Origin of the sequence: Novosphingobium sp. YAF33 (assembly GCF_052113265.1) — a bacterium.
Lineage (GTDB): Bacteria > Pseudomonadota > Alphaproteobacteria > Sphingomonadales > Sphingomonadaceae > Novosphingobium.
In genome coordinates this window covers 226,251-243,949 of sequence record NZ_JBFRCW010000003.1, presented here as the reverse complement: position 1 = coordinate 243,949, position 17,699 = coordinate 226,251, and the positions used below count along the sequence as shown (strand labels likewise).

19 protein-coding genes are annotated in these 17,699 nt (G+C 63.2%); 16 read left to right on the top strand and 3 right to left on the bottom strand.

The features are described from left to right. The first annotated feature begins 28 nt into the window (after nt 1-28). On the top strand, nt 29-1,228 hold the full coding sequence (locus AB4Z00_RS08315; protein ID WP_442045595.1) for an FAS1-like dehydratase domain-containing protein: 1,200 nt from the start codon (nt 29-31) through the stop codon (nt 1,226-1,228). A 16-nt stretch (nt 1,229-1,244) separates the two neighbouring features. Here the strand turns inward: AB4Z00_RS08315 and AB4Z00_RS08310 are convergent, their stop codons facing one another. After that, nucleotides 1,245-1,712 (bottom strand): DUF805 domain-containing protein, encoded by a 468-nt coding sequence (locus tag AB4Z00_RS08310; RefSeq protein ID WP_442045594.1) that lies wholly within the window; start codon nt 1,710-1,712, stop codon nt 1,245-1,247. Further along, nucleotides 1,712-3,013 (bottom strand): ammonium transporter, encoded by a 1,302-nt coding sequence (locus AB4Z00_RS08305; protein WP_442045593.1) that lies wholly within the window; start codon nt 3,011-3,013, stop codon nt 1,712-1,714. The genes AB4Z00_RS08310 and AB4Z00_RS08305 overlap by 1 nt, the downstream gene beginning before the upstream one ends. A gap of 430 nt (nt 3,014-3,443) precedes the next feature. Here AB4Z00_RS08305 and AB4Z00_RS08300 point away from each other — a divergent pair, with 430 nt between their 5' ends. Next, nucleotides 3,444-3,947, top strand: coding sequence for an SH3 domain-containing protein (locus AB4Z00_RS08300; protein ID WP_442045592.1), 504 nt, complete (start codon nt 3,444-3,446; stop codon nt 3,945-3,947). Nucleotides 3,948-4,026: 79 nt separating this feature from the next. On the opposite strand, the gene AB4Z00_RS08295 is transcribed toward AB4Z00_RS08300, so the two are convergent. After that, complete coding sequence (locus AB4Z00_RS08295) at nt 4,027-5,220, bottom strand: acetyl-CoA C-acyltransferase (RefSeq protein ID WP_442045591.1); 1,194 nt, start codon at nt 5,218-5,220, stop codon at nt 4,027-4,029. Nucleotides 5,221-5,656: 436 nt separating this feature from the next. Here AB4Z00_RS08295 and AB4Z00_RS08290 point away from each other — a divergent pair, with 436 nt between their 5' ends. Genes AB4Z00_RS08290 through nuoL form a run of 14 tightly spaced genes read left to right on the top strand, consistent with a single transcriptional unit; the run spans nt 5,657 to nt 17,697 of the window. After that, nucleotides 5,657-6,031, top strand: coding sequence for an NADH-quinone oxidoreductase subunit A (locus AB4Z00_RS08290; RefSeq protein WP_132262557.1), 375 nt, complete (start codon nt 5,657-5,659; stop codon nt 6,029-6,031). After that, nucleotides 6,028-6,597: a NuoB/complex I 20 kDa subunit family protein gene (locus tag AB4Z00_RS08285; protein ID WP_132262559.1), complete on the top strand. Its 570-nt coding sequence runs from the start codon at nt 6,028-6,030 to the stop codon at nt 6,595-6,597. Before AB4Z00_RS08290 ends, AB4Z00_RS08285 begins: the two co-directional genes overlap by 4 nt. Nucleotides 6,598-6,604: 7 nt before the next feature. Further along, nucleotides 6,605-7,354, top strand: coding sequence for an NADH-quinone oxidoreductase subunit C (locus AB4Z00_RS08280; protein ID WP_442045590.1), 750 nt, complete (start codon nt 6,605-6,607; stop codon nt 7,352-7,354). Then, on the top strand, nt 7,351-8,562 hold the full coding sequence (locus AB4Z00_RS08275; protein ID WP_132262562.1) for an NADH-quinone oxidoreductase subunit D: 1,212 nt from the start codon (nt 7,351-7,353) through the stop codon (nt 8,560-8,562). Before AB4Z00_RS08280 ends, AB4Z00_RS08275 begins: the two co-directional genes overlap by 4 nt. Next, nucleotides 8,559-8,909, top strand: coding sequence for a nuclear transport factor 2 family protein (locus AB4Z00_RS08270; RefSeq protein WP_442045589.1), 351 nt, complete (start codon nt 8,559-8,561; stop codon nt 8,907-8,909). The genes AB4Z00_RS08275 and AB4Z00_RS08270 overlap by 4 nt, the downstream gene beginning before the upstream one ends. Before the next feature lie 13 nt (nt 8,910-8,922). Continuing rightward, nucleotides 8,923-9,123 (top strand): hypothetical protein, encoded by a 201-nt coding sequence (locus AB4Z00_RS08265; protein ID WP_132262565.1) that lies wholly within the window; start codon nt 8,923-8,925, stop codon nt 9,121-9,123. Beyond that, on the top strand, nt 9,116-9,784 hold the full coding sequence (locus tag AB4Z00_RS08260) for a complex I 24 kDa subunit family protein (protein ID WP_132262567.1): 669 nt from the start codon (nt 9,116-9,118) through the stop codon (nt 9,782-9,784). The genes AB4Z00_RS08265 and AB4Z00_RS08260 overlap by 8 nt, the downstream gene beginning before the upstream one ends. Beyond that, nucleotides 9,784-11,085, top strand: coding sequence for an NADH-quinone oxidoreductase subunit NuoF (gene nuoF, locus AB4Z00_RS08255; protein WP_134092828.1), 1,302 nt, complete (start codon nt 9,784-9,786; stop codon nt 11,083-11,085). Before AB4Z00_RS08260 ends, nuoF begins: the two co-directional genes overlap by 1 nt. Next, nucleotides 11,085-13,103, top strand: a complete 2,019-nt coding sequence (gene nuoG / locus AB4Z00_RS08250; protein ID WP_442045588.1) for an NADH-quinone oxidoreductase subunit NuoG — start codon at nt 11,085-11,087, stop codon at nt 13,101-13,103. Before nuoF ends, nuoG begins: the two co-directional genes overlap by 1 nt. Beyond that, a complete protein-coding gene (gene nuoH / locus AB4Z00_RS08245; protein ID WP_132262572.1) occupies nt 13,100-14,146 on the top strand; it encodes an NADH-quinone oxidoreductase subunit NuoH in 1,047 nt (348 codons plus the stop codon). Before nuoG ends, nuoH begins: the two co-directional genes overlap by 4 nt. After that, complete coding sequence (nuoI, locus tag AB4Z00_RS08240) at nt 14,143-14,628, top strand: NADH-quinone oxidoreductase subunit NuoI (protein WP_132262574.1); 486 nt, start codon at nt 14,143-14,145, stop codon at nt 14,626-14,628. Before nuoH ends, nuoI begins: the two co-directional genes overlap by 4 nt. A 12-nt stretch (nt 14,629-14,640) precedes the next feature. Then, nucleotides 14,641-15,258 carry an NADH-quinone oxidoreductase subunit J gene (locus AB4Z00_RS08235; RefSeq protein ID WP_132262575.1) on the top strand — a complete coding sequence of 206 codons (618 nt, stop codon included), beginning with the start codon at nt 14,641-14,643 and terminating at the stop codon, nt 15,256-15,258. Beyond that, nucleotides 15,255-15,560, top strand: coding sequence for an NADH-quinone oxidoreductase subunit NuoK (nuoK, locus tag AB4Z00_RS08230; protein ID WP_132262577.1), 306 nt, complete (start codon nt 15,255-15,257; stop codon nt 15,558-15,560). The genes AB4Z00_RS08235 and nuoK overlap by 4 nt, the downstream gene beginning before the upstream one ends. Nucleotides 15,561-15,564: 4 nt before the next feature. Continuing rightward, complete coding sequence (gene nuoL / locus AB4Z00_RS08225; protein ID WP_431566605.1) at nt 15,565-17,697, top strand: NADH-quinone oxidoreductase subunit L; 2,133 nt, start codon at nt 15,565-15,567, stop codon at nt 17,695-17,697. Nucleotides 17,698-17,699: the final 2 nt, after the last annotated feature.

Here is a 17,699-nt window from a genome sequence, read left to right as displayed (position 1 = left end):
ACGCGGCCACCAGGAGAGGGAACCGCTTATGTCTAATCAAGCGTCAGGCCAGGGATCGGATCAGGCCGTGGCAGAATTCGATTGCTCGGACATCGACCAGTATCTGGGCAAAGTGATCGATTCGTCGCCCATCCGCGAGCCCTTGGGAAACAACGACATCCGCCGCTGGGCCCAGGCCATGCATTATCCCAATCTCGTTCACTTCGACCCGGCCTATGCCGCTGAAAGCCGCTACGGAAAGCTGGTCGCGCCGCAAAGCTTTCCTATCGTCATGGACGACGGCCACGGCACGGCACCTTCCTGCGTCGGCTGCATACCGAATTCGCACCTGCTCTTCGGCGGCGATGAGTTCTGGCATTATGGCCCGCGCATCTTCGGCGGCGATGTCGTGACCAATGAACGCATTCCCTTTGATTACGTCGTCAAAAGCACCGGTTTCGGGCCGACCTGCTTCCAGCGCGGAGACAACTTCTACCGCAATCAAAACGGCGAACTGATCGCCAAGCAGCGCTCGACCGCCATCCGCTACCTCGCCCATGCCGGCGGCGACACCGTCAACACGGCGGAGTTCGAGGAACCGGAATGGTCGGACGACGAACTGGAGAAGCTCGAAGCCCGCAAGTTCGCATGGATTCAGATGTTGCACGAGCTTGGCCACAAGGAGCGCTGGTGGGATGATGTGAAAGTGGGCGACCATCTGCCCGAACGCGTCTTCGGCCCGCATACGGTTGCGAGCTTCACGACCGAATGGCGCTCCTTCCTGTTCACCACCTGGGGGACGCTCGACCGCCGGGAACTCGATCTTGCGGCCTTGGGCTTCACACCGGAGATGGCCGGGCATGAAAACGATCCTCACATGGAGCGGATCAATCCCGAACTGACGGATGGTGCCTATTTCGGCCCGTCGCGTGGGCATCTCTTCCCGAAATATGCGCGCAAGATCGGCATGCCGCGGGCTTACGGATATGGCGCCTCGATGGGGGCGTGGGTTACCGACTATCTGGCGGGCTGGGCCGGGGAATGGGGCATGGTGGTGCACTCCACGGCCAATTACCGGGGCCCGGCACTTTCGGGAGATGTGACCATTCAGACCGCCGAAGTGGTCGATACGATGATCGATGACGAGGGACGCCATCTGGTGCAGGTCAAGCACAAGATGACCAATCAGAAGGGCACGCTCATGTGCGCGGGCGTGGCGGAGATTGCCTTGCCGAAGCGGCCCGACTGATTGCGCTTCCGTTGAGCTACGTCACCCGCGGCCCGAAACGATTGTCGCCGCGGGTTCCCGGCCAGGTCAGCAGCGCGAGGTAAGCAAGGCCGAAAGCGGGCAGAATCGCCCAGTCCACCCGGTGGAAGATGCTTTCGGCCATTGCCCTGGCGTTCCATCCGAGACTGCGCTGGAGGATCTCCAGCAACAGCAGGCGCAGCGCGCCGATCATTAGGGGCAGTGTCCACCAACCGCTGAGGCCGATATCGTGGAAGCGCCGTACCGCAACCGCCGGTGCCGGCAGGGCGCAGACAAGGACCAGTGCGAGGCCAATCCACGAGGCGAGGGGGCCTTCCATGATCCAGGACACGAGACCGGAAAGGAGCGCCGCGATGAGCGCGGCGGACAGCAGGTAGATCCATACCTCGCTTCGCCGCGAGCGTCCCGTCGGGGTAAGGCTCAGCCGAAGCGTTCGCCCGATGGCGTGAAGGGGATGCTCCTTCATCAGGACAACGGCTCTCCGCCGTGACCGTGGCTGGCAAGGTCGAGGCCGGCCAGCTCCGCGTCTTCGGACACGCGCATCGGGAAGAGGAGGGAGGCCATGAGGGCAACGATCGCCGTCGCCATTCCCGACCAGAAAATCACGACGGTGAGTGCATATAATTGTGCAATAAGCTGCGTTTTCATGGACATGTCGCCGAAATATCCGATGCCTCCGAGGCTCGGGGAAAGGAATACTCCGAGCAGCAGCGAGCCCAGAATGCCGCAGGCTCCGGACACTGCGAAAACATCCAGCGTGTCGTCGACGTTGAGGGCCTCGCGGATCAGGCGGCGCGTCTGAAACCCGGTCAGGGCCCCGATGACGCCGAAAAGCATGGCGGCGCCAGGTGAGATGTAGCCTGCCGCGGGTGCACTGACGGCCATGCCGGCTATGACGCCTTTGCCCAGGCCAATGGCCGTGACCCGGCCGATGGACAGTCGTTCTAGTCCGGCCCAGGTCAGGGCCGCGGCCGCGATGGCGAGGTGGGCCGCGATCATCGCCGCCGCCGCATCGTCATTGGCGGCAACCGCCCAGCCCCCGCATAGACCGAGAGCGCCGATCCAGACGATCGCGCTGCCGGAGAGCGCGAGCGCCGGGTTTTGCGGTCTGCCCGACTGACCCGGAAAACCCAGCCTGCGCCCCATGAGGAGGGCGACGACGAGTGCAGAGACACCCGCGCTGGTAAAGGTCACGAGACCGCCGGCCCAGTCCAGCACACCCAGATTTCGCGAGAGCCAGCCCCCGCCCCAGATCCAGTGGGCAATCGGGGCCTGCACGACCAGGGTCCAGAGCGCGCTGAAAGTGACTACCCAGCCGAAGCGGGCACGTTCAGCCCAGGCTCCGATCATCAGAGCCGGCCCCAGCGCGGCCACGGCGATCTGGAACAGGGCGAAGGCGCTTTCGGCAGTTCGGGTTCCGCCCCGCAAGTTGCCAAGCTCGATCAGCATCCAGGCATTGCCGCCACCGATCCATCCGCCGGTGATGTCGCCGAAGGCAAGCGTATATCCCACCAGGCCCCAGAGCAGCGTCACCACCGCCGAGACCGCGGCCGTCTGGATGAGCACCGAAAGCCCATTACCCGCTCGCACGCTGCCGGAATTATGGAGGGCAAGGCCGAGGCCGGCGAAAAGCACCAGACAGGCTGCTGCGATCATCCAGGCCGTATCGCCGCTGTCGGCGAAGTCGGTACGGCTATCCTGCGCCATGGCGGCCACCGGCATGGCTGCCAGCAGAGCGAGAAAGGGCAAGAGCCCGCGCTTCGTCATCGATTGTCCCCATCGGCGTGCCTGGATCGTCGCGCGCCGGAAATCGGTCTAAAGCAGCAAATTGGCTGCACACAAGGGGTTGTACCTGAGGGATTTCCCGCAAAGCCGACTCGGGCTTGTTCGGATGGGTCTCGATCGTTCGCGAGAGATCGGAGGTATCACCGGCAGGGCAATGTCCCGAAAGCCTTGGTTTCATTGCGCATTGGATGTCCGCGGTATCTTGCAAATCCGCTGAGATTGGCTCGGCTAATCATTGAAATAACGGAATAAAAAGCCATCGTCATTTGCCGCTGAAAGCGCCCGATCACATTTGTGAACCAAACTCGGGCAACCTGTTTTCGATCCGACAGTTTAAGCCTTCCGCACTTTCCGGCCGTCCACAGGGCTGGGGTAAGAAACCTTGAAGACCTGTGCGGCTAGAGGGTATGAAATGACCATGTTTCCTCGAAAAGTTCGACAGTCGGCTTTGGCCGCTTGTGCAGTCGCTCTCTGCACCCTGGCCGGCGCTGCCCATGCGGCAGATGACGACAAAGTGCCCTATTGGGCCTCGGTGGATACCGATCTCGCGAACTTGCGCGTGGGGCCGGGTGAATCCTACAAGATCGATTGGGTCTATCGCCGTCTCCACTTGCCCGTGAAAGTGCTGCGGCGGGAAGGGCCGTGGAGACTCGTGGAAGACCCTGATGGCGCCAAAGGCTGGATGCGCGATCTCCTGCTCTCCCGCCAGCGTTCGGCGCTGGTGAAAGGTCCTGGGCGCAAGGCTCTGGTCGAAATGCATGCGGCGCCCAGTTCCGGTTCGCCCATGCTCTGGCGCATGGAATCGGGCGTGGTCGGCGTGCTGGGTGACTGCAAGGAGGGATGGTGCCCCTTCGATGTCCAGGGGCACAAGGGTTTCGTGGAGCAGGAGATGCTCTGGGGCGCGGGCGCACCCTGAGATGAGGCCGGTAAACAGCTGGGCATAAAAGAAAACCCCCGCCTCAAGGACGGGGGTTTCTTTTATGCTGTAAGAACGGTCAGGCCAGTTCGATCGCCACGGCCGTCGCCTCGCCGCCGCCGATGCAGAGCGACGCAACCCCCTTCTTCAGGCCCTTGTCCTTGAGGGCGTTGATGAGCGTGACGATGATGCGGGTTCCCGACGCGCCGATCGGGTGGCCGAGTGCGGTGGCGCCGCCGTGGATGTTGACCTTTTCATGCGGGATGCCCAGGTCGTGCATCGCGAACATGGCCACGCAGGCGAAGGCCTCGTTGACTTCGAACAGATCGACGTCCGAGAGCTGCCAGCCCACCTTTTCCATCAGCTTGGTGATGGCGCCCACCGGTGCCGTGGTGAACTTCGCAGGCTCCTGCGCATGAGCGGCGACGCCGACGACGGTGGCTACGGGCGTCAGGCCCTTTTCCGCGGCAACGCTGGCGCGGGTCATGACGACCGCGGCCGCACCGTCCGAGATGGAGCTGGAGCTGGCGGCGGTGATCGTGCCGTCCTTGGCGAAGGCGGCGCGCAAGGTGCGGATCTTGTCGGGGTTGCCCTTTGGCGGCTGCTCGTCGCTGTCGATCACGATGTCGCCCTTGCGGGTCTTCACGGTGACCGGAACGACTTCGTCCTTGAACGATCCGTTGTTGATCGCCTCCTGCGCGCGGCGCAGCGATTCGATCGAGTAATCGTCCTGGTTCTCACGCGTGAGCTGGTATTCGTCGGCCGTCACCTGGGCGAACGAGCCCATCGATCCGCCTTCGTAGGCATCTTCCAGGCCGTCGAGGAACATGTGGTCGTAAAACGTGTCGTGGCCGGCGCGGGCGCCCGAACGGTGCTTCTTCGAGAGGTAAGGCGCATTGGTCATCGATTCCATGCCGCCGGCGATCAGCAGGTCGAGCGAACCGGAGGCAAGCGCTTCCGCGCCCATGATGACCGTCTGCATGCCCGAGCCGCAGACCTTGTTCACGGTGGTGGCCTGGACCGACTTCGGCAGGCCGGCCTTCAATGCGGCCTGGCGGGCAGGGGCCTGGCCGAGACCGGCCGGCAGCACGCAGCCCATGTAGATGCGTTCGATGTCCTCACCCGCAACGCCGGCGCGTTCCACCGCAGCCTTGACGGCGGTTGCGCCGAGATCGGTCGCCGAAACTTCGGCGAGAGCGCCCTGCAGGCCACCCATCGGGGTGCGGGCGTAGGAAAGAATGACAATCGGGTCCGAAGCCGAGATCTGGGCCATTATTATGATGCCTTTCACGCGTTGAAAATCAGGTATCCTTGAAGACGACGTAGTGTTGCACTGCACCAATTGCAATTGGCGAGTCCGCCCGAACAAGCACGATCATGCTTCATCCCTGTGGCGGTTCGGGGTCATTCATTGCGCCGATTTTCGCAAGTGCAATGCAGAAACTTGCATGGGTGCCTTCAAGGGGGTCTTTGCCATTGAAATTGGCCAATCTCGCGGCTTCTGCGGGTTTCGCCGTGATGCGGCACGGTAACGAAGCATGTCGCCTCCAGTGCTTGTTGCGAACGACTTGCAACACCGCAGAGTTCAGCCATTTATTCCCTTCGGACACCTTGCAGAGGGTGAGGGGCTGGCCTAAGAGCGCCCGCAACGACCGGGCACTGCTTTTGGCATGAGTCCGGCTGCCGTATCCGGTATGAGGCCAGAACCATTGACTGATCTGTCACAATACCTGCCGATCCTGATCTTTCTCGCGATTGCACTCGCGCTTTCGTCGGTGATCGTGCTGCTGCCGATGGGTGTCGCCCGTCTGACCGGCACCCACAACCCGAGCGCCGACAAGAACAGCGAGTACGAATGCGGCTTCCCCGCTTTCGAAGATCCGCGCAGCCAGTTCGACGTCCGCTTCTATCTCGTGGCGATCCTTTTCATCGTCTTCGACCTTGAAGCCGCTTTCCTGTTCCCCTGGGCTGTCTCGCTGAAGATGACCGGTTGGGCCGGATGGCTGACGATGATGGTGTTCCTCGGCGAACTGGCCATCGGCCTCGCCTACGCATGGAAGAAGGGAGCTCTGGACTGGGAATGAGCACGCTCGTCAATTCCGCCGGTCAGCCTCTCGCTCCGGCCGCTAGCCAGGGTGGCGCGATCACGCCGCCCGATCAGTCCTTTTTCAAGGACCTCAACCAGGAAGTGTCCGACAAGGGCTTCCTCGTCACTTCGACCGAGGAACTCTTCCAGTGGGCCCGTACCGGCTCGCTGTGGTGGATGACGTTCGGCCTCGCCTGCTGCGCGGTCGAGATGATCCACGTCAACATGCCCCGCTACGACATGGAGCGCTTCGGCGCCGCGCCGCGCGCTTCCCCGCGCCAGTCGGACGTGATGATCGTGGCCGGCACGCTGTGTAACAAGATGGCCCCGGCACTCCGCAAGGTCTACGACCAGATGTCGGACCCGAAGTACGTCATCTCGATGGGCTCGTGCGCCAATGGCGGCGGCTACTATCACTATAGCTACAGCGTCGTGCGCGGCTGCGACCGCATCGTTCCGGTCGACATCTACGTGCCGGGCTGCCCTCCGACCGCGGAGGCGCTGCTCTACGGCGTGATGCAGTTGCAGCGCAAGATCCGCCGCGCCGGCACGCTCGAGAGGTAAGGGCACGATGACCGTTCTGCATTCCGCCCCCAAGTTCGCCTCGAACGACGGCGTGATCGAGGCTCTTTCGGCCGCGCTCGGCGACGTGGTCGTCGCCGCCAAGGAAGAGCACGGCGAAGTCGTGCTCACCGTTGCACGCGACCAGATCGAGAACGTTCTTCGCCTGCTGCGTGACCATCACGAATATCAGCAGCTGATGGAAATGGCCGGCGTCGACTATCCGTCGCGGGCCGAGCGTTTCGAAGTCGTCTACATGCTGCTTTCGGTGACGAAGAATCATCGCCTCATGGTGAAGGTTTCGGCTGCCGAGAACACGCCGGTGCCGACCGTGACCACCCTGTGGCCCAACGCGGGCTGGCTCGAGCGCGAAGTGTTCGACATGTACGGCGTGATCTTCGCCGGCAACCCGGACCTGCGCCGCATCCTGACCGACTACGGTTTCGAAGGGCACCCGTTCCGCAAGGACTTCCCGCTGACCGGCTACGTCGAACTGCGCTATTCCGAAGAGGACAAGCGCGTCGTCTATGAGCCCGTCAAGCTGGCCCAGGACTTGCGCCAGTTCGACTTCATGAGCCCCTGGGAAGGCGCGGAATACGTGCTTCCCGGCGACGAGAAGGTTGCCCAGCAGCCGGCTCCGCCGCCCGTGGCCGAACCGAAGACGACCGAGAAGAAGGCCGATACCGGCGCCGGTGACAAGGCGAACGACAAGGCCGCTCAGCCGTCCGGCGACAAGTCCGAAAAGGGAGACGACAAGTGAGCATCCAGCTCGAGCAGTCGCCGACCACCGGCGATGAAGTCATCACCAACTACACGATCAACTTCGGTCCGCAGCACCCTGCGGCCCACGGCGTTCTGCGCATGGTCATGGAACTCGATGGCGAGATCATCGAGCGCATCGACCCGCACGTCGGCCTGCTGCACCGCGGCACCGAGAAGCTGATCGAGCACAAGACCTACCTCCAGGCGCTGCCCTACTTCGACCGCCTGGACTACTGCTCGCCGCTGGCCATGGAACATTCCTATGTCCTGGCGATCGAGAAGATGCTCAACCTCGAAGTGCCGATCCGCGCGCAGTATCTGCGCGTGCTGTTCGCCGAGCTGACCCGCATCTGCAACCACATGCTCAACATCGGCTCGCACGTCATGGACGTGGGTGCGATGACCCCGAACCTGTGGCTGTTCGAAATTCGCGAGGACTGCCTCAACTTCTTCGAACGCGCATCGGGCGCCCGCATGCACTCGGCCTGGTTCCGCCCCGGCGGCGTCCACCAGGACGTGCCGCTCAAGCTGCTGACCGACATCGCCGACTGGCTCGACACGCGCCTGCCGACGCTGTTCGAGGACGCGATGAGCCTCGTGGTCGACAACCGCATCTTCAAGCAGCGCAATGTCGACATCGCGCTGGTGAGCAAGGAAGACGCGCTGGCCTGGGGCTTCTCCGGCCCGATGATCCGCGGCGCGGGCATTCCCTGGGATATCCGCAAGGCGCAGCCTTACGATGTCTATGACCGCATGGACTTCGAGATCCCTGTCGGCACCAACTCGGACTGCTACGACCGCTTCATGGTCCGCGTCGAGGAAGTGCGCCAGTCGGCTCGCATCATGAAGCAGTGCCTGGCAGAAATGCCGGAAGGCCCGATCGCTTCCGATGACCGCAAGGTCGTTCCGCCCAAGCGCGGCGAGATGAAGCAGTCGATGGAATCGCTGATCCATCACTTCAAGCTCTACACCGAAGGCTTCCATGTGCCTGCCGGTGAAGTCTATGTCGCCACGGAAAGCCCGAAGGGTGAATTCGGCGTCTATCTCGTGTCGGACGGCTCCAACAAGCCGTACCGCTGCAAGATCCGCCCCACCGCCTTCTCGCACCTCCAGGCGATGGACTTCATGTCGAAGGGCCACATGCTGCCTGACGCGACCGCCATTCTCGGCGCCATCGACGTGGTGTTCGGGGAGTGCGACCGTTGAGCCGTCTCGCCATCGCAGAGGCCATGATCGCCGCCTACAATGCGCAGGACGCCGATCTCTACGTGACCTACATGACCGACGAAGCCTGCGAAGCGAACTATCGCGGCGCAGTCGTTCGCGAGGGCAGGGAAGGTACGCGCTCGGGTCTCAAGACGGCTTTCGCCAGGTGGCCGGAAAACCGGGCCGAGATCGTTTCGCGCGAAGAGACCGACAACTACGTCGTCCTTCGCGAGCATGTCACGCGCGGGCCGGCCACGGACGGTTCCGATCTCGTCGAGCCTTTCGATGTCCTCGCTGTCTACAGCTTCGAGGGCAACAAGTGCTCGCGCGTAGAATTCATCCGGTGAGGGAGCTCGTTCGATGAAGTTCAACACGCTCGAATTGACCCGCATCTGGGCCGCGGTGACCGGCGTTTCGCTGGCGCTGTGGTACTTTGCCGCCGTCTATCTCGACCTCCAGCCCACGGCGCTGCTGCCGATGCTGGTGACCGCGATCGGCGGTTTCGAATTGTTTCTTTTCGGCCAGGACCAGTGGCTGAAGCGCAGGGGTAAGCATGGCTGACCGCTATATCGAACCCGACTCGCCCGAACTTCGGGCCCGTTGGGGCAATTTCATCTGGACCGCCGAAAACGCCGAAAAGGCGAAGGATGTCGTGTCCCGCTATCCCGAAGGGCGCCAGCGCTCGGCGGTGATGCCGTTGCTCGACCTCGCCCAGCGCCAGGTCGGCGCCGAGCTGAACACGCAGGGCTGGCTGCCGATCCCGGTGATGGAATATATCGCCGCCTATCTCGACATGCCGGTCATCCGCGTGGTCGAAGTCGCGTCGTTCTACACCATGTACAACATCGCGCCGATCGGCCGTTTCCACGTCCAGGTTTGCGGCACCACGCCTTGCATGCTGCGCGGGTCGGACGACCTGCTGGAAACCTGCAAGTCGCGCGGGATGAAGAAGGGCCACATTTCGGACGACGGCATGTGGTCGTTCACCGAGGTCGAGTGCATGGGCAACTGCGCCTCGGCACCGATGGTCCAGATCAACGACGACAACTACGAAGACCTGACGTCGGACCGCCTGAACGCGGTTCTCGATGCTCTGGTGCGTGGTGAAACGCCAAAGGCCGGCACCCAGGATCCCGCCCGTCACACGGTGGAACCGGTGGGTGAGCCGACCAATCTGGCCGCGATGACTACGTCCAATCATGACTATCGGAGTGAGTGGTAATGGCTCTCGCCGACAAGGACCGCATCTTCACCAACCTCTACGGCTATCAGCCGTGGAACCTGAAGGAAGCGCAGGCGCGCGGCGCCTGGGACAACACCAAGGCGCTGATCGAACGCGGCCGTGATGCCATCATCGACGAGATGAAGGCTTCGGGCCTGCGCGGTCGCGGCGGTGCGGGCTTCCCGACGGGCATGAAGTGGTCCTTCATGCCCAAGCAGCCGCCGCTCGACCAGGCCGGCAACCCGAAGCCCAGCTTCCTCGTGATCAACGCAGACGAATCCGAACCGGGTTCGTGCAAGGATCGCGAGATCATGCGGCACGATCCGCACCTGCTGTTCGAAGGCGCGCTCGTCGCGGGCTTCGCCATGGGTGCGCGCGCGGCCTACATCTACATTCGCGGCGAATATATCCGCGAGGCCGAGACGCTGTTCGCGGCGCGTGAAGAGGCTTACGCGGCCGGCCTGCTCGGCAAGAATGCCTGCGGTTCCGGCTACGATTTCGACGTCTTCGTCCATCGCGGCGCCGGCGCCTACATCTGCGGCGAAGAAACCGCGATGATCGAGAGCCTCGAAGGCAAGAAGGGCCAGCCCCGCCTGAAGCCGCCGTTCCCGGCCGGCGCAGGTCTCTATGGCTGCCCGACCACGGTCAACAACGTCGAATCCATCGCCGTCGCCCCGACCATCCTGCGCCGCGGCGCCGCCTGGTTCTCCAGCTTCGGCCGCGAGAACAACAAGGGCACCAAGCTCTTCCAGATCAGCGGGCACGTGAACCGTCCCTGCGTGGTCGAGGAAGAGATGTCGATCCCGTTCAGCGAACTGATCGAGCGTCATTGCGGCGGCATTCGCGGCGGCAAGGACAATCTGCTGGCGGTGATCCCCGGCGGTTCGTCGGTTCCCCTGGTTCCGGCTGCCGACATCTGGGACGCGCCGATGGACTTCGACGGTCTGAAGGCGGTCGGCTCGGGCCTCGGCACCGCGGCCGTCATCGTCATGGACAAGTCCACCGACATCGTCCGCGCCATCAGCCGCATCTCGTACTTCTACAAGCACGAGTCCTGCGGCCAGTGCACCCCTTGCCGCGAAGGCACGGGCTGGATGTGGCGCGTGATGGAGCGCCTGCGCACCGGCGATGCGGAAGTCGAGGAGATCGACATGCTGCAGCAGGTGACCAAGCAGGTCGAAGGCCACACCATCTGCGCCCTGGGCGATGCGGCCGCATGGCCGATCCAGGGCCTGATCAAGCACTTCCGTCCGGAGCTTGAGCGCCGGATCGCCGATAACGTCCGCGAGGCTGCCGAGTAATGCCCAAGGTCAAAGTCGATGGCGTCGAGATCGACGTCCCCAACGGCGCAACCGTGCTGCAGGCCTGCGAGCTTGCCGGCAAGGAAATCCCGCGCTTCTGCTATCACGAGCGCCTGAGCATCGCCGGCAATTGCCGCATGTGCCTGGTCGAAGTTAAGCCCGGACCGCCCAAGCCCCAGGCTTCGTGCGCGCTTCCGGCCACCGAAGGCCAGGAGATCCGCACGGACTCCGATATGGTCAAGAAGGCGCGGGAAGGGGTGATGGAGTTCCTCCTCATCAACCACCCGCTCGACTGCCCGATCTGCGATCAGGGCGGCGAGTGCGACCTTCAGGACCAGTCGGTGGCCTACGGTCGCGGGGCTTCGCGCTATGACGAGAACAAGCGCGCGGTCACCGAAAAGTACATGGGCCCGCTCATCAAGACCCAGATGACGCGCTGCATTCACTGCACCCGCTGCGTGCGTTTCTCGGAAGAGATCGCCGGCGTGGACGAGATCGGCGCGCTCTATCGCGGCGAGAACATGCAGATCACGACTTATCTCGAACATGCTGCGAAGCACGAGATGTCGGCCAATGTGATCGACCTCTGCCCGGTCGGTGCGCTCACCTCGCGTCCCTACGCCTTCGAAGCTCGCCCCTGGGAGCTCAAGAAGACGCTGGGCATCGACGTGTCTGACGCCACTGGCGCCAACATCCGTATCGATGCGCGCGGCCGCGAAGTGCTGCGTGTGCTTCCTCGTAACAACGACGACGTCAACGAGGAATGGATCAGCGACAAGGCGCGCTACATGGTCGACGGGCTTACCAAGCGCCGTCTCGACAAGCCGTTCCTGCGCCGTGACGGCAAGCTCGTCGCGGTCAGCTGGAACGAGGCGTTTGCCGCCATCGCCACGCTGAACCCGGGCAACTCGATCGCCGCCGTCGCTGGCGACATGGTCGATTGCGAAACGATGTTCGCCGCCAAGAAGCTGGTCGGCGCGCTCGGTTCGACCCTCATCGAAGGTCGCCAGACCGGGATGGACTACGCGACGGGCAGCCTGGCGGCCGTCAATTTCAACTCCACCTTCTCGGGCATCGAGACGGCGGACGCGATCCTGATCGCCGGCAGCAACGTGCGTTGGGAAGCCCCGCTGCTCAACGTTCGCCTGCGCAAGGCGGTGAAGCGCGGCGCCAAGGTGTTCCTGGTCGGTCCCGAGTGGGAAACCACGTTCGGCGGCCAGTTCCTGGGCGAAGACCTCTCGGTTCTCGGCAATCTGCCGCAGAACGTCGTCGATGCCCTGTCGAACGCCAAGCGTCCGGCAGTCATCCTCGGCGGTGCGGCGCTCGGCCGCGGCGGCCTGGAAGCCGGTCTTGCGCTGGCAGGCCAGTTCAACCTCGTTCGCGATCTCGAAGACGGCACCAAGTGGAACGGCTTCAACGTCCTCCACATGGCGGCCTCGCGCATGGGCGGCCTGATGCTCGGCTACGCGCAGAAGGGCGGCATCGCCGACCTCGTCGCCGCCAAGCCCAAGGTCCTGATCGCGCTCGGCGCCGATGAAGTGGACTTCACCCAGTTCGCCGGTTCGATGATCGTCTATATCGGTCACCACGGCGACAAGGGCGCCCACGCGGCCGACGTGATCCTGCCGGCCTCGGCCTACACCGAAAAGGCAGGCACTTACGTCAATACCGAGGGCCGGGTGCAGTGGGCCGACAAGGGCGTGTTCGCGCCTGGCGACGCCCGGGAAGACTGGACCATCCTGCGCGCCCTTGCCGACGCCTTCGGCGTCTCGGTCGGGTTCGACAGCTTCGATCAACTGCGCAACGCAATGATCGCGGAAGTTCCTGCACTTGGCAGCGAGGGTCTTGCTGACTACGGGAGCGTTCTGYCGAACGGTGGCGGTTCCGCTGCCGGCCAGATCGCCTATCCGATCAAGGACTTCTACATGACCAACCCGATCGCCCGCGCGAGCGCGGTCATGCAGCGTTGCTCGGCCGAACTGCTCCACGGTGAAGACCTGGCGGAGGCCGCGGAATGACCGCATTCTTCCAGAATCTCGGGATGAGCTTCGAGTGGGCATGGTTCGTGTCCACCGTCTGCGGCATCCTGCTCATCGCGCTGCCGCTGATGCTGGCCGTCGCCATGATCATCTACGTCGACCGCAAGATCTGGGCCGCCATGGCGCTGCGCCGCGGTCCCAACGTGGTCGGCCCGTTCGGTCTGCTCCAGTCGTTCGCGGACGGTCTGAAGGTCTTCCTTCAGGAAACCATCGTTCCTTCGGCTGCGAACAAGGGCCTGTTCCTGATCGCGCCGATCGTGACCTTCACGCTGGCGCTGCTCTCCTGGGCGGTGATCCCGTTCAACTCGGGCGCGATCCTGGCCAACATCAACATCGGCCTGCTCTACATCCTCGCGATCAGTTCGCTGGGCGTCTACGGTACGATCATGGCGGGCTGGGCTTCGAACTCGAAGTACCCGTTCTTCTCGGCCATGCGCGCTTCGGCGCAGATGATCTCGTATGAAGTCTCGATCGGCTTCATCCTGATCTGCGTCGTTCTCTGGGCGGGCACGTTCAACATGAACGACATCGTCTGGGCGCAGAAGGGCCACGTCTTCGGCATCATCAACGGTTTCGTCGCGAACCCGCTGCTGTTCCCGATGTGGGTGATGTTCCTGATCTCGAGCCTTGCGGAAACGCAGCGCGCACCCTTCGACCTTGCCGAAGCGGAATCGGAACTCGTCGCCGGTTACCAGACCGAATATTCGTCGATGGCCTTCGCCGCCTACTGGCTGGGCGAATATGCCAACGTGCTCCTGATGTGCGCGCTCAACGCGACGCTGTTCTGGGGCGGATGGCTGCCGCCGCTCGACATTCCCGTTCTGTACCTCGTGCCGGGCTTCGTTTGGTTCCTGCTCAAGGTCTTCTTCTTCTTCTTCGTGTTCAGCTGGATCAAGGCCACCGTTCCCCGGTACCGCTATGACCAGTTGATGCGTCTGGGCTGGAAGGTCTTCCTGCCCGTATCGCTGCTGTTCGTCGTAATCGTCAGCGGCTACCTCATGGCTACCGGACACTTCGCATGACCGTCGGACAACTCATAAAGAGCTTCACGCTCTGGGAGTTCGTGAAGGCGCATTGGCTGACCTTGAAGTACTTCTTCAAGCCCAAGGCGACGATCAACTACCCCTTCGAGAAGAACCCGCTTTCGCCCCGCTTCCGCGGCGAGCACGCCCTTCGTCGTTATCCCAACGGCGAGGAACGCTGCATCGCCTGCAAGCTTTGCGAAGCGATCTGCCCGGCGCAGGCGATCACGATCGAGGCCGCACCGCGTGTCGACGGTTCGCGCCGCACCACGCGCTACGACATCGACATGACGAAGTGCATCTACTGCGGCTTCTGCCAGGAAGCCTGCCCGGTCGATGCCATCGTCGAGGGCCCGAACTTCGAATACGCGACCGAAACGCGCGAAGAACTGCTCTACGACAAGGCCAAGCTACTGGCGAACGGGGACAAGTGGGAGCGTGCTATCGCCGCGAACCTTGAAGCCGACGCACCGTACCGATAGGGGGCCGCGGACATGATCCAGACTTTAGCCTTCTACCTCTTCGCAGTACTCACGATCGCTTCGGCGGCCGCGACCATCCTGTCCCGTAACCCGGTGCATTCGGTGCTGTTCCTGATCCTGGCGTTCTTCAACGCCGCCGGGCTCATGATGCTCACCGGCGCCGAGTTCATCGCCATGCTGCTGATCATCGTCTACGTCGGCGCGGTCGCGGTCCTGTTCCTCTTCGTCGTCATGATGCTCGACATTGACTTCGCCGAGCTGCGCGCGGGCTTCGTCAAGAACTTCCCGTTGGGCATGCTGGTAGCCATCGTGCTCCTGGCCGAGATGGTGCTGGGCCTTGGCGCCTACAAGGCTGGCGCGCTGAACCTCGGTACGCCGGATGGCACGGCGGTAACGCCGGCAGGCGCTTCCAATATCGAGGCGATCGGCGGACTGCTCTACAGCCGCTACTTGTTCCTGTTCGAGGCGGCCGGCCTGATCCTGCTCGTCGCGATGGTTGGTGCCATCGTCCTGACTCACCGTCAGCGCGGCGATACGCGCGGCCAGAAGGTCAGCAAGCAGATCGCGCGTCGTCCCGATGAGGCGACCGTCAACGTCAAGCCCGAAGTGGGCAAGGGGGTTTCGCTGTGATCGGCGTCGAACATTACGTGGTCGTGAGCTCGATCCTCTTCGTGCTCGGCGTCCTCGGCATTTTCCTCAACCGCAAGAACGTCATCGTTCTGCTCATGGCGATCGAACTGATCCTGCTTGCGGTCAACATCAACCTCGTCGCGTTCAGCGCAGCCCTGCACGACCTCACGGGTCAGATCTTCGCGATGTTCGTGCTGACGGTCGCTGCCGGCGAGGCCGCAGTGGGGCTCGCAATCCTCGTGATCTATTTCCGCGGCCGCGGCAGCATCGCTGTCGACGACGTCAACCGGATGAAGGGATAAGGCCTTGCACCCGATCCTATTCATCGTCTTCCTGCCGTTACTGGCAGCGATCATCGCCGGGCTGGGCAACAAACAGCTGGGCAATGTTCCCGCAAAGGTCCTGACGACCGGCGCGCTGTTCATTGCCTGCGCGCTCAGCTGGCCGATTTTCATCGGCTTCCTCACCGGTAGCGCCGAAGCCAGCGTCATTCCGGTGCTCAAGTGGGTCCAGTCGGGCGCCATGAGCTGGGACTGGTCGCTGCGCGTGGACTCGCTCACTGCAGTCATGCTCGTGGTCGTCACTTCGGTATCTGCGCTCGTGCACCTCTATTCCTGGGGCTACATGAGCGAGGAGCCGGATCAGCCGCGCTTCTTCGCCTATCTGTCGCTGTTCACGTTCGCCATGCTCATGCTGGTGACCGCGAACAACCTGGTGCAGATGTTCTTCGGTTGGGAAGGCGTCGGCCTGGCCTCGTACCTCCTGATCGGCTTCTGGTTCCGCAAGCCTTCGGCCGGCGCCGCCGCGATCAAGGCCTTCGTGGTCAACCGCGTCGGCGACCTTGGCTTCATGCTCGGCATCTTCGGCTGCTACCTGGTGTTCGGCACCGTTTCGATCCCCGAGATCCTGAACGCCGCGCCCAGCATGGCCGCATCGACGATCGGCTTCCTCGGCTACCGCTTCGACACGATGACGGTGATCTGCATCCTGCTGTTCATCGGTGCGATGGGCAAGTCGGCGCAGCTCGGCCTGCACACCTGGCTTCCGGACGCGATGGAAGGCCCGACTCCCGTGTCGGCGCTGATCCACGCGGCCACGATGGTCACCGCCGGTGTCTTCATGGTCTGCCGCCTGTCGCCGCTGTTCGAAACCAGCGAGACGGCGATGCACTTCATCGCATTCATCGGTGCCTGCACCTGCTTCTTCGCGGCCACCGTCGGCTGCACGCAGTGGGACATCAAGCGCGTCATCGCCTATTCGACCTGCTCGCAGCTCGGCTACATGTTCTTCGCAACCGGTGTTGGCGCTTATGGCGCGGCCATGTTCCACCTGTTCACGCACGCGTTCTTCAAAGCGCTGCTGTTCCTGGGGGCAGGGTCGGTCATCCACTCGATGCACCACGAACAGGACATGCGTTTCTACGGCGCGCTGCGTAAGCACATCCCGATCACCTTCTGGACGATGACCGCGGGTACGCTGGCTATCACCGGCGTCGGTATCGCGGGCTTCGTCGGCTTCGCAGGCTTCTATTCGAAGGATGCGATCCTCGAGGCGGCCTTCGGTTCGGGCACGGCAGTGGGCGGTTTCGCCTTCTGGATGGGTATCGCAGCCGCGCTCATGACGAGCTTCTATTCGTGGCGCCTGGTCTTCCTGACCTTCTTCGGCAAGCCGCGCTGGATCCAGTCGGAGCACATCCAGCACGCCGTTCACGATGCCCACGGCCATGGTCACGACGATCATGCGCATGACGCACACGGTCACGGTTCTGCCGCTGAAGAAGATGCAGGCGAGAGCACGGATCACCATGATGCCCATGCCCATGCCGCACCTGCGCTGGGCGTGAGCGGACCGAACTATGACACGCATGGCGACGGTACGGGTGGCTACCATCCGCACGAGAGCCCGCTGGTGATGCTTGTGCCGCTGATCGTCCTTGCGATCGGCGCCGTGGCTGCGGGCTTCGTCTTCCAGCACGCCTTCGTCTCCGAGGGGACCGGCGAGTTCTGGAAGGGCGCCCTGGTCTTCCACGAGCACCTGATCCACGCCATGCACGGCGTGCCGACCTGGGTGAAGTGGGCACCGTTCACGGTGATGGCGCTGGGCCTGCTGACGGCATGGTACGGCTACATCAAGAACCTCTCGTTCCCCAAGGCAGTCGCCGAACAGCTCGGGCCGGTCTACACCTTCGTGTACCGCAAGTGGATGTTCGACGAGCTTTACAACGCCATCTTCGTCCGTCCGGCTTTCTGGCTCGGCAAGGTGTTCTGGAAGGTCCTGGATATCGGCGTGATCGACAAGTTCGGTCCCGACGGTGCGGCCTGGGTCGTCGCCAGGGGTTCGACTTACGCGCAGAAGGTCCAGTCGGGCTATCTGTACAGCTACGCACTTGTCATGCTGCTGGGCCTCGTCGGCGCCATCAGCTGGGTGATCGCGGGATAAGA

Coding starts and splice junctions, on each gene's coding strand:
- nuoF (WP_134092828.1), top strand. CDS start 9,784: ATGGCTCTCGCCGACAAGGACCGCATCTTCACCAACCTCTACGGCTAT.
- AB4Z00_RS08305 (WP_442045593.1), bottom strand. CDS start 3,013: ATGACGAAGCGCGGGCTCTTGCCCTTTCTCGCTCTGCTGGCAGCCATG.
- AB4Z00_RS08280 (WP_442045590.1), top strand. CDS start 6,605: ATGACCGTTCTGCATTCCGCCCCCAAGTTCGCCTCGAACGACGGCGTG.
- AB4Z00_RS08285 (WP_132262559.1), top strand. CDS start 6,028: ATGAGCACGCTCGTCAATTCCGCCGGTCAGCCTCTCGCTCCGGCCGCT.
- AB4Z00_RS08295 (WP_442045591.1), bottom strand. CDS start 5,220: ATGGCCCAGATCTCGGCTTCGGACCCGATTGTCATTCTTTCCTACGCC.
- nuoI (WP_132262574.1), top strand. CDS start 14,143: ATGACCGTCGGACAACTCATAAAGAGCTTCACGCTCTGGGAGTTCGTG.
- AB4Z00_RS08265 (WP_132262565.1), top strand. CDS start 8,923: ATGAAGTTCAACACGCTCGAATTGACCCGCATCTGGGCCGCGGTGACC.
- AB4Z00_RS08315 (WP_442045595.1), top strand. CDS start 29: ATGTCTAATCAAGCGTCAGGCCAGGGATCGGATCAGGCCGTGGCAGAA.
- AB4Z00_RS08235 (WP_132262575.1), top strand. CDS start 14,641: ATGATCCAGACTTTAGCCTTCTACCTCTTCGCAGTACTCACGATCGCT.
- AB4Z00_RS08310 (WP_442045594.1), bottom strand. CDS start 1,712: ATGAAGGAGCATCCCCTTCACGCCATCGGGCGAACGCTTCGGCTGAGC.
- AB4Z00_RS08260 (WP_132262567.1), top strand. CDS start 9,116: ATGGCTGACCGCTATATCGAACCCGACTCGCCCGAACTTCGGGCCCGT.
- nuoH (WP_132262572.1), top strand. CDS start 13,100: ATGACCGCATTCTTCCAGAATCTCGGGATGAGCTTCGAGTGGGCATGG.
- AB4Z00_RS08300 (WP_442045592.1), top strand. CDS start 3,444: ATGACCATGTTTCCTCGAAAAGTTCGACAGTCGGCTTTGGCCGCTTGT.